We start from the raw sequence: 9,835 nt of genomic DNA, 5'->3' as shown, positions 1-9,835 counted from the left end.
CCCGCCGTGCCTGGGGAAATGAGAACTGGCGGGCAGAAAATCATTTCAAGCACACGACCTCCGCCATCGCGCCGGTGCGTCCGGCGGTGGAGCTGGAGGTTGTGGAGGTCTGCGCCTCCGCAGAGGGTCCTGCATGGGGCCGGGAAGGCTTCGCGGACAGAGACAAAGAGGTAACCATGAAAGAGAAAACCCTTGGCACAAAACTTTTGCTGGCAGCGGTCACGCTGGGCGTGCTGGCCTATTTCTCGATTCAGGCGGTGCGCTATTTCGGCGACCCGCTGACCACCACCATCGCCTACCAGTATCAGGTGGAGATGTCCACGGTGCTGTCCGGCTATGTGGTGCGGGACGAGGCGATCCTGACGGACGACACCAGCGGCCTGCTGCAGCTGCAGCGGGCGGAGGGCGAGCGGATCAGCGACGGCGGCGTGGTGGCGCTGGTCTACGCGGACCAGGCGACGCTGGACCGCCAGAAGGAGATCCAATCCCTCCATACCCAGATCGAACAGTTGCAGTACGCGGAGGAGGCGGCGCTGGGGGCGGAGGTCTCTCTGCGACTGGACGCCCAGATCCTCCAGACGATCCGCGACTACCGGGGCGCTCTGGCGGCGGACCGGCTGGACACGGCGGAGGACTGCGGAGCCGAGCTGCGGAGCCTGGTGATGAAGCGGGACTACACGTATTCCGATACGGAGGACCTGTCCGCCCAGATGGCGGAGCTCCAGAGCCAGTTGAGCAGCCTGCGGGCCCAGGCGGGAAGCTCTGTCCGGCAGATCACCGCGCCGCAGGCGGGGCTCTATTCCGCCGTGGTGGACGGATATGAGAACATTCTAACGCCGGAGAGCCTGGAGACGCTGACGCCCAGGACCCTGGCGGCCCTGGAGCCGGACGAGTCCCTGCGCTCCAACCGGGTGGGCAAACTGGTGCTGGGGGACACCTGGTACTATGTGACGGCCCTGGAGGAGAGCGAGGCCCAGACCCTGCAGGAGAGCGGGAGACTGAAGCTGCGCTTTGCCAAGGGCGTGGGCCGGGACTTGAGCGTGAAGCTGACCCATATCAGCGAGGCGGAAGGCGGCCGGGTGGTGGCGGTGTTCCAGGGGGACACCTATTTATCAGAGCTGACGCTGCTGCGCCAGCAGAGCGCCGAGGTTATTCGGCAGACCACCACGGGCATCCGAGTGCCCAAGGAGGCCCTGCGGGTGCGGGAGCGAACGGTTACGGACGAGGACGGGAACGAGTCCGTGGTGAGCGAGACCGGCGTCTACTGCATGGTGGGCATGAAGGCCCGCTTCAAGCCGGTGGACGTGCTGTACAGCGGAGATGACTTCGCCCTGGTGCGCTCCACGCTGGACACGGCAGAGGAGGTCAGCAAGACCCAGGAGCAGATTCGCCTCCGGGCGGGGGACGAGGTGATCATCACCGCCTATGACCTGTATGATGGAAAGGTGATTGGCAGCTGACAGAGAGATGGCCGCAGGGCGGCCGCTGGAAAGGAGTATTGGAACGCTGATGACAATTGCGGAGAACATTGCCCGGATCCGGGCGAACATGGCCGCGGCGGCCCGGGAGGCCGGCCGGGACCCGAAGGAGATCCTGCTGGTGGGCGCCAGCAAGATGAACGATGCCGCCGCCTGCCGGGAGGCCGTGGCAGCCGGCATCGACGCCCTGGGGGAGAACCGGGTGCAGGAGATGGTACAGAAGCTGGAGCAGCACGCCTACGACGGCGCCCCCCTGCACTTCATCGGCCACCTGCAGCGCAACAAAGTCAAGCAGGTGGTGGGCCATGTGGCCCTGATCCAGTCCGTGGGCTCTCTGGAGCTGCTGGACGAGATCGAGAAAGTGGCCGCGGCCCGGGGGCTGGTGCAGGACATCCTGCTGGAGGTGAACATCGGCCGGGAGGCTGCCAAGAGCGGCTTTGCACCGGAGAAAGTCCTCCCCGCAGCGGAGGCCGCCCTGGAGCGGACCCATGTCCGGGTGCGGGGACTGATGACGATTCCCCCGGCAGACGCGCAGAGGGATGCCAATTTCCGGTATTTTCAGGAAGTTCAGGCACTTTATGTTGACATGAACCAAAAATTGTTTCATAATGAATTAGAATATCTGTCCATGGGCATGAGCGGCGACTATGAGGATGCGATCCGTGCCGGCGCCACCATGGTGCGGGTGGGCAGCGCCATCTTCGGCGCCCGCCATTACAACTGAAAAAGACCGGAGCGCGGCTCCGATGGGAGGCTATTATGAGCTTATTGGACGAACTGAAAAAGTGGACCCACCCCTACGAGGATGAGGACGAGGAGTATGATGACTTTGAGGAGCCGGTGCGGCAAAACGCCTTTGAGGACCGGAAGCTCAAGGTGGAGGACCGCCGCAACAAGGTGGTGAATATCCACGCCACCACCCAGCTGAAAGTGGTGCTGGTGAAGCCGGAGCGGTTCGAGAACGCCTCCGAGATCGCGGACCACCTGAAGGACAAGCGGACCGTGGTGCTGAACCTGGAGTCCACCAACAAGGATATCGCCCGGCGGCTGATCGACTTTCTGTCCGGCGTGGCCTATGCCGGCGAGGGCAAGATCAAGAAGGTGGCTGCCAATACATACATCATCACGCCCTATCATGTGGATATCGAGGGCGATCTGATCGACGAGCTGGAGAACAACGGCCTCTATTTCTGAGCGGACACGAGGGGGTAACATCGCACTATGCTGACACCACAGGAAGTTTCCACCCACGCCTTTTCCAAGGCAGTGATGGGCGGATATAACATGGCCATGGTCGATGAGTTTCTGGACGAGCTCACCGATGATTACACCGCGCTCTACAAGGAGAACGCGGCGCTGAAGGCCAAGCTGAAGGTCCTGGTGGAAAAGGTGGAGGACTACCGTGCCACCGAGGACTCCATGCGCGCCACCCTGCTGACCGCCCAGAAGATGGCGGACTCCATCGTCCACGAGGCAGAGGCCAAGCGGGACGAGATCCTGGCCCAAGCGGAGACCAGCGCCCGGGAGAAGATCGGCCAGCTGCGCCAGGAGGTGGAGGCCGCCGAGGAGCGGCTGCACCAGGGCCAGCGGGATCTGGCCCAGTTCATTGCCGCCAGCAGGGAGATCTGTGAGAAGGAGCTGAAATTCCTGGAGCAGCTGCCCGAGCTGCCGGTGGAGGCGGCGGAGCCGATTTCCCAGCAGGAGCCGGAGGAGGCCGTCCAGCAGATCGAGGAAAAGGTGCTGGCCGCTTTCAGCGAGCAGAGCGTGGAGGAGGAAGCGGCCCCGGCGGAAGCGGAAGAGGCGTCTCCGGCGGCGGAGGATGACTATCCGGAGGGGGACCCCTTTGCGGCTGATCCTGTGGATGAGCCTACCCGCCGCATCAATCTCAACGATCTGAAGTTCGGCCGCAATTACTCCGGCGGCGATGACTGAACGATCAAAGCGGCTCGCAGGAGCCGCTTTTTTCTTTCCCGGTCCCGGCGCTCAACGTCTTTTGATTGGAGGAGTCAGCCATGAAGCAACAGCCCATCGTGGCCTTTCTGTACGACTTTGACAAGACCCTCTGCACCACCGATATGCAGGACTACGCCTTCATCCCCTCCCTGGGGATGACCCCCGCAGAGTTCTGGGCGGAGGCCAACGGCTTCGGCCGCAGGAACCGGATGGACGGTATCCTGGCCTATATGTACACCATGCTGCGGGAGGCGGCGCGGCGGAACCGACCTTTCACCCGGACGGACCTGGTGGAGAAGGGGCGGAGCATCGTGCTGTTCCCCGGTGTGGAGGACTGGTTCCGGCGGATCAACGACTTCGGCGCCGGCCAGGGTGTCCAGGTGGAGCACTACATCATCTCTTCCGGCCTGCGGGAGATCATTGAAGGCTCGTCCATCAGCGGGGAATTCAAGGAGATCTATGCCAGCGAGTTTTACTACGATGAGAGCGGTGTGCCCGTGTGGCCCAAGCTGGCGGTGAACTTCACCGCCAAGACCCAGTTCGTCTACCGGATCAACAAGGGCGTGCTGGACGTGTCCAACGACCGGGATCTAAACGCCTCCATGCCTGACGACAGCAAGCGGGTGCCCTTCACCAGTATGATCTACATGGGGGACGGCCTTTCCGACGTGCCCTGCATGAAGATGATGCGGGCCTACGGCGGCCAGGCCATCGCCGTGTACCAGGCCAGCAACCGCGCCGGTGTGGAGGACCTGCTGGCAAAGGGCCGGGTGGATTATATCTTCCAGGCGGACTACCGGGCCGGGTCTGCGCTGGAGGCCACGGTGCAGGACATCATCCGCAAAATGGCGGTGACGGACCGCTTGTGGGAGGAGAATGCCCGCCAGGTGCGCAGCATCGGGGGAGACGTGCTGCTGGGGCAGGTGGGCCTGTTCTGAGCTGGACGGCAAGGAAACAGCGGGGGAAGGCGCCGCAGCGCCTTCCCCCGAAAAATGTCTGAATCCGTGGGATTTTTCTTTACAATCCGTATCGTATTTGTTAAGCTATACGTTATGTATTTAACTCTGAAGGAGAGAGAACGATGGCTTCCACAACTGAATTTTCACGGACCCTGTCCCTGCTGCGGCAGGAGCGGGGCGTCTCCCAGCGAACTGCCGCAGGGGATCTGGGAATCTCCCAGGCCCTGTTGAGCCACTATGAAAACGGCATTCGGGAACCGGGCCTGGCCTTTGTGGTGAAGGCCTGTGATTACTACCACGTCTCCGCGGACTTCATCCTGGGCAGGACCCTGTCCCGGGAGGGGAACATGCTGACGGAGCAGGAGATCCTGAACGCTGCGGAACCGGGCAACATCCTCCAGGGCAGCGTGCTGGCCACGCTCCAGAGCAAGCTGCTCTCCGGCGCTGTGGGGGTGCTGTTCGGCCTGCTGGGCAAGCTGAACGACAAGGCGTCCATCAACGCCGCTGCCGGATATCTGGGCAGCGCGGTGTACCAGCTGTACCGCCATCTGTACCGCACCGCCGGCGCCAACGAGGCGTACTTCTCTCTGGACCCGGCCGCCTGCACCATGGGCACAGCGGAGGCGGACATGAAGCTCTCGGAGATCCAGTACACCCGGAGCCTGCGGTCCCTGGCGGCCAAAAAGGCGGCGTTCCCGGACCTGTCCAACGAGGCCCTGACCGCCGCATACCCCGGACGGTGTCAGAGCCTGACCCAGGTGCTGAGCACCGCGGATGCCCGTCTCAGCGGCCTGACGGAGAAGACCAGATGAGCTTTCAGTCTCTGGCCTTTTTCGGCTTTCTGGCCGCAGCGCTGGCGGTGTGCCTGACAGCGGGGCGGCGCAGCCCCCGAGCGGGTGCGGCGATGCTGGCGGCGGCCTCCGCGGTATTCTGCCTTCTGGGCCCCGGAGGATGGACGGTGGTGCTGGGGGGCATTGCCTGCCTGCTGGCAGGCATCTGCGTGACAGCATGGGCTATCCGCCGGATGGCCCGGTCCGGCGGCCGCCGCCGGACAATGGTTCTTGCCTGCGTCTATCACATCGCCATACTGGTGGGATTCAAGTATACGGAGTTCCTCACCGGCGGCGCGGTGGAGGTGGGCTGGGCTCCGCTGGGGCTGAGCTTTTTCACCTTCCAGCAGCTGTGGTTGCTGAAGGAGGTCTATACCGGGGAATATGTCCCCGCGCCGGGGGATTCCCTTCTGCTCTACGGGCTGTTTTTCCCCACCGTTACCTCCGGCCCCATCCTGCGGCCCGGAATCTTTTTCCCCCAGCTGCGGGAAAAGGGATTCCTCCATCCGGACTGGTCCGACGCCGCGGCGGGTATCTACGCCATCTGTTGTGGCACCATCAAAAAGGTGCTGCTGGCGGACGCCTTCGGCACTGTGGTGAACAACGGCTGGGTACATCTGGAAGAGCTCAGCGCTCCGGCGGCCTGGCTGGTGATTTTGGGGTATACGCTCCAGCTGTACTTTGACTTCTCCGGCTACTGCGACATCGCAGCCGGTGTGGCCCGGCTCTTCGGGCTCCGCCTGCCGATGAACTTTGACTCCCCGTATCGCAGCGCCTCTGTGACGGAATTCTGGAAGCGGTGGCACATCACGCTCACCACCTTCCTGCGGGAGTGCCTGTATTTCCCCCTGGGCGGCAGCCGCCGGGGCGCGATCCGGACGTATTGCAATATTCTCATCGTCTTCCTGGTCAGCGGCTTCTGGCACGGGGCCGGGTGGACCTTCCTGGTGTGGGGCGCCCTCCACGGCCTGGCCCAGGTGGTGGAACGGGTTTGGGGCAGGGGCCGGGACCGGCTGCCCTTTGTCCTCCGGTGGGGGCTGACCTTTCTCTTTGTCAACATCGCCTGGGTGTTCTTCCGGGCACCGGACTGTACCGGGGCCCTGGAGCTGCTGGGCCGGGCCGTCACCGGCGGCTTTGCAAAACCGGCGGCCTGGCTGCTGGAGGGCCTTTTCGCCGAGGAGACCAGCGCGGTGCAGATGCTGATTCCCGCCTTCACGCCCTGGAAAAACATCCTGCGGGTGGTGCTGCTGTATGGGGCGGGGATGGTTGCCGTCCTCTGGCCCCGGAACACCATCCGTCGGATGGAGGACTTCCGGCCTACGCTCTGGCGGGGCGCGGCCCTCACAGTGCTGACGCTTTGGTGTGTGCTGTCCTTTACCGGCGTCACCACCTTCATCTATTCCAACTTCTGAGGAGGGCCGTATGAAGCAAGCATATCGACGCTGGGTCTGCGGCCTTCTGGCGTGTATTCTGGTGCTGCTGGCGGTCTGCGGAGCCGTTGTGTACGTGGTGGATCCCTGCCTGTATTATCGGGTGCCGGACAAGTGGCAGCCGGTGCTGTTCAATGAGCGGTACCAGATGGCGGGCCTGGCGAAGAATGTGGAGGCGGACACCGTGCTGGTGGGCACCTCCATGGCGGCCAACTACCGCTCCAGCTGGATTCAGGAGACCTTCGGCACCTCCGCGGTGCGGCTCACCATCCCGGACGGGTATTACAGCGAGTTCGACCAGGTGATGAACGTCCTCTTTCGGACCCAGGAGCCGGAGCGGGTGATCTTCGGCCTGGATGTGAACACCCTGATCCGGGATGAGAGCGGTGTGACTGCGGCCATGCCGGACTATCTCTACAACGCCAATCCGCTGGATGACATCCAATATCTGCTGAACAAGGATACGCTGTATTACAGCGCCTACACCCTGCTCTCCAACCACTGGGGAGAGGGCGACACCATCGACGAGGGATTCACCTGGGACCGGAATGAGTGGTGGAACCATATCTCCGCCCTGGAGAACTATGACCGGCCGGAGATTGCGGCGGAGGAGCTGCCCGCAGATGCCTATCGGGACGATGTGGCCGCCAATCTGGCGGTGGCGGAACGGTGGGTCACAGAGCATCCGGACACGGAATTCGATTTCTTCCTGCCCCCGTACAGCATCCTCTTCTGGGACAAGGTCATTCGGGAGGGGAGGACGGAGGCGGTGTTTGCGGCCATCCGCCAGGCAGGGCAGACGCTGCTGCAGTATGACAATGTGAAGTTCTACGGCTATCTCATGGACCCGGAGATCGTCACGAATCTGGACAACTACTGCGACTATATCCACCACTCCGGCGGCGTCTGCCGGGAGATTCTCGCCATGCTTCAAAGGGAGGAGGGCCGCCTGACAGAGGAAAATCTGGAGGAGACCCTCGCCAACTGGCGGGAATTTGTGGTACACTATGACTATGACCAGTTCTGGGACGAGCGATTCTGGATTCAGTGGAACGCAGAACATGCCGCGGCCCCATAAAGCGGCGGCCCGGGGAGGAACCCTGTGACAGGAGACTCCCAGGCGGAGCAGAGCCGTCCGGCGGCGAAGGCCGCATCCGCTCCCTTGCGCCTCACCACCCCATAGAATCTCGGATTTTATGGGGCCCCCATTCCGATTGAAAGAACGGCGATGCGCGCCGGGCCCTTGATGCGGGCCTTGCGTGGACCGGCCGATGGAGGAATATCCGAATATGACAAAACAGAGCAACATCCGAAATTTCAGCATCATTGCCCATATCGACCACGGCAAGTCCACGCTGGCGGACCGGCTGCTGGAGAAGTGCAACGCCGTCTCCGCCCGGGAGATGGAGAGCCAGCTGCTAGACAACATGGACCTGGAGCGGGAGCGGGGCATCACCATCAAGGCCCGGGCCGTGCGGCTGACCTACCATGCCCAGGACGGGGAGGACTATGAACTGAATCTGATCGACACCCCGGGCCACGTGGACTTCAACTACGAGGTGTCCCGCTCTCTGGCCGCCTGCGAGGGCGCCGTGCTGGTGGTGGACTCCACCCAGGGCGTGGAGGCCCAGACTCTGGCCAACACATATCTGGCCATGGAGCACGACCTGGAGATTCTGCCTGTGTTCAACAAGATCGACCTGCCGGCGGCGGACCCCGCCAAGGCCAAGCAGGAGGTGGAGGACATCATCGGCCTGCCGGCCATGGACGCGCCGGAAATCTCCGCTAAGATGGGCACCAACATCGAGGCGGTGCTGGAGGATATCGTAAAGAACGTGCCGCCCCCCAAGGGGGACCCGGACGCGCCCCTGAAGGCGCTGATCTTTGACAGTCAGTATGACTCGTATCGGGGCGTCATCGTCTACTTCCGGGTCATGGAGGGCACCCTCCGCACGGGCCAGCAGGTGAAGATGATGGCCTCGGGAGCCACTTATCAGGTCATCGAATGCGGCCATCTGCTGCCCCTGGGCATGGAGTCCTGCGACAGCCTCCGGGCCGGCGAGGTGGGCTACTTCACCGCCTCCATCAAGAACGTGAAGGACACCCGTGTGGGCGACACCGTCACAGATGCCGCCAGCCCCACGGCCGAGGCCCTGCCCGGCTACCGGCCCGTGCAGCCCATGGTCTACTGCGGTATCTACACGGAGGACGGCTCCAAGTATCCGGACTTGCGGGACGCGCTGGAAAAGCTCCAGCTGAACGACGCCTCGTTGAGCTTTGAGCCGGAGAGCTCCGTAGCCCTGGGCTTCGGCTTCCGGTGCGGCTTTTTGGGCATGCTCCACATGGAGGTGATCCAGGAGCGGCTGGAGCGGGAGTTCGACCTGGATCTGGTGACCACCCTGCCCTCCGTCATCTACCACGTGTACAAGACCGACGGTACCATGGTCACGGTGGACAATCCCCACAACTACCCGGACCCGGCGGTGATCGAGCACGCGGAGGAGCCCTATGTCAAGGTGAACATCATCGCTCCCAACGAGTTCGTGGGCAACATCATGCCCATGTGCCAGGACCGGCGGGGGGAGTTCAAGGACATGCAGTACCTGGACACCAATCTGGTGGAGCTCCACTACCAGATGCCGCTGAACGAGATCATCTACGACTTCTTCGATGCGCTGAAGGCCAACACTAAGGGCTACGCCTCTCTGGATTATGAGCTCTCCGGCTACCGGTCCAGCGAGCTGGTGAAGGTGGACATGAAACTCAACGGCGATACGGTGGATGCCCTGAGCTTCATCGCCCACAGAGACAAGGCGTATCCCCGGGCCCGCCGGCTGTGCGAGAAGCTGAAGGAGAACATCCCCCGGCAGCTGTTCGAGGTGCCGGTCCAGGCGGCCATTGGCGGCCGGGTCATCGCCCGGGAGACCGTCAAGGCTATGCGGAAGGATGTGCTGGCCAAGTGCTACGGCGGCGACATCAGCCGCAAGAAGAAGCTGCTGGAAAAGCAGAAGGAGGGCAAGAAAAAGATGCGCTCCCTGGGAAGCGTGCAGATCCCGACGGAGGCATTTCTCGCAGTGCTCAAGCTGGACGAGTAAGCCCTCCTTCCCGGGCCAGCGGCCCGGCGCCGCGGGAGCGGCGTCAAGCGGTTTCGGAAGGAAACCCTTGGAGCGGGCAGGCTCAGCCTG

The 9,835-nt window shown here is 63.0% G+C and carries 9 protein-coding genes; all 9 read left to right on the top strand.

The window, feature by feature from the left end; genetic code table 11:
• Positions 1-1,460, top strand: a 1,460-nt coding sequence (locus OCV80_RS12860; RefSeq protein ID WP_267288451.1) for an HlyD family efflux transporter periplasmic adaptor subunit, incomplete at its 5' end; no start/stop codon positions are given.
• 49 nt (positions 1,461-1,509) lie between these two features.
• Positions 1,510-2,202: a YggS family pyridoxal phosphate-dependent enzyme gene (locus OCV80_RS12855; protein ID WP_036631279.1), complete on the top strand. Its 693-nt coding sequence runs from the start codon at positions 1,510-1,512 to the stop codon at positions 2,200-2,202.
• A 35-nt stretch (positions 2,203-2,237) separates the two neighbouring features.
• Positions 2,238-2,672, top strand: a complete 435-nt coding sequence (locus OCV80_RS12850; protein ID WP_021751192.1) for a cell division protein SepF — start codon at positions 2,238-2,240, stop codon at positions 2,670-2,672.
• A 27-nt stretch (positions 2,673-2,699) separates the two neighbouring features.
• Positions 2,700-3,410 carry a DivIVA domain-containing protein gene (locus OCV80_RS12845; RefSeq protein ID WP_025545188.1) on the top strand — a complete coding sequence of 237 codons (711 nt, stop codon included), beginning with the start codon at positions 2,700-2,702 and terminating at the stop codon, positions 3,408-3,410.
• Positions 3,411-3,490: 80 nt separating this feature from the next.
• The gene (locus OCV80_RS12840) at positions 3,491-4,369 is read left to right on the top strand and encodes an HAD family hydrolase (protein ID WP_021751194.1); all 879 of its coding nucleotides are present in this window, start codon (positions 3,491-3,493) and stop codon (positions 4,367-4,369) included.
• A 143-nt stretch (positions 4,370-4,512) separates the two neighbouring features.
• Positions 4,513-5,202, top strand: coding sequence for a helix-turn-helix domain-containing protein (locus OCV80_RS12835; protein ID WP_021751195.1), 690 nt, complete (start codon positions 4,513-4,515; stop codon positions 5,200-5,202).
• Positions 5,199-6,632, top strand: a complete 1,434-nt coding sequence (locus tag OCV80_RS12830; RefSeq protein WP_267288450.1) for an MBOAT family O-acyltransferase — start codon at positions 5,199-5,201, stop codon at positions 6,630-6,632. Before OCV80_RS12835 ends, OCV80_RS12830 begins: the two co-directional genes overlap by 4 nt.
• Positions 6,633-6,642: 10 nt before the next feature.
• A complete protein-coding gene (locus OCV80_RS12825) occupies positions 6,643-7,728 on the top strand; it encodes a hypothetical protein (protein ID WP_136891294.1) in 1,086 nt (361 codons plus the stop codon).
• Between the two features lie 211 nt (positions 7,729-7,939).
• Positions 7,940-9,745 carry a translation elongation factor 4 gene (lepA, locus tag OCV80_RS12820; RefSeq protein WP_267288449.1) on the top strand — a complete coding sequence of 602 codons (1,806 nt, stop codon included), beginning with the start codon at positions 7,940-7,942 and terminating at the stop codon, positions 9,743-9,745.
• Positions 9,746-9,835: the final 90 nt, after the last annotated feature.

Source organism: Oscillibacter acetigenes (assembly GCF_025567605.1).
Lineage (GTDB): Bacteria > Bacillota > Clostridia > Oscillospirales > Oscillospiraceae > Oscillibacter > Oscillibacter welbionis.
Note: the sequence above shows the minus strand (reverse complement) of the source record. Positions and strands in the feature narration are given on the sequence as shown.

Coding starts and splice junctions, on each gene's coding strand:
- OCV80_RS12840 (WP_021751194.1), top strand. CDS start 3,491: ATGAAGCAACAGCCCATCGTGGCCTTTCTGTACGACTTTGACAAGACC.
- OCV80_RS12845 (WP_025545188.1), top strand. CDS start 2,700: ATGCTGACACCACAGGAAGTTTCCACCCACGCCTTTTCCAAGGCAGTG.
- OCV80_RS12835 (WP_021751195.1), top strand. CDS start 4,513: ATGGCTTCCACAACTGAATTTTCACGGACCCTGTCCCTGCTGCGGCAG.
- OCV80_RS12825 (WP_136891294.1), top strand. CDS start 6,643: ATGAAGCAAGCATATCGACGCTGGGTCTGCGGCCTTCTGGCGTGTATT.
- lepA (WP_267288449.1), top strand. CDS start 7,940: ATGACAAAACAGAGCAACATCCGAAATTTCAGCATCATTGCCCATATC.
- OCV80_RS12855 (WP_036631279.1), top strand. CDS start 1,510: ATGACAATTGCGGAGAACATTGCCCGGATCCGGGCGAACATGGCCGCG.
- OCV80_RS12850 (WP_021751192.1), top strand. CDS start 2,238: ATGAGCTTATTGGACGAACTGAAAAAGTGGACCCACCCCTACGAGGAT.
- OCV80_RS12830 (WP_267288450.1), top strand. CDS start 5,199: ATGAGCTTTCAGTCTCTGGCCTTTTTCGGCTTTCTGGCCGCAGCGCTG.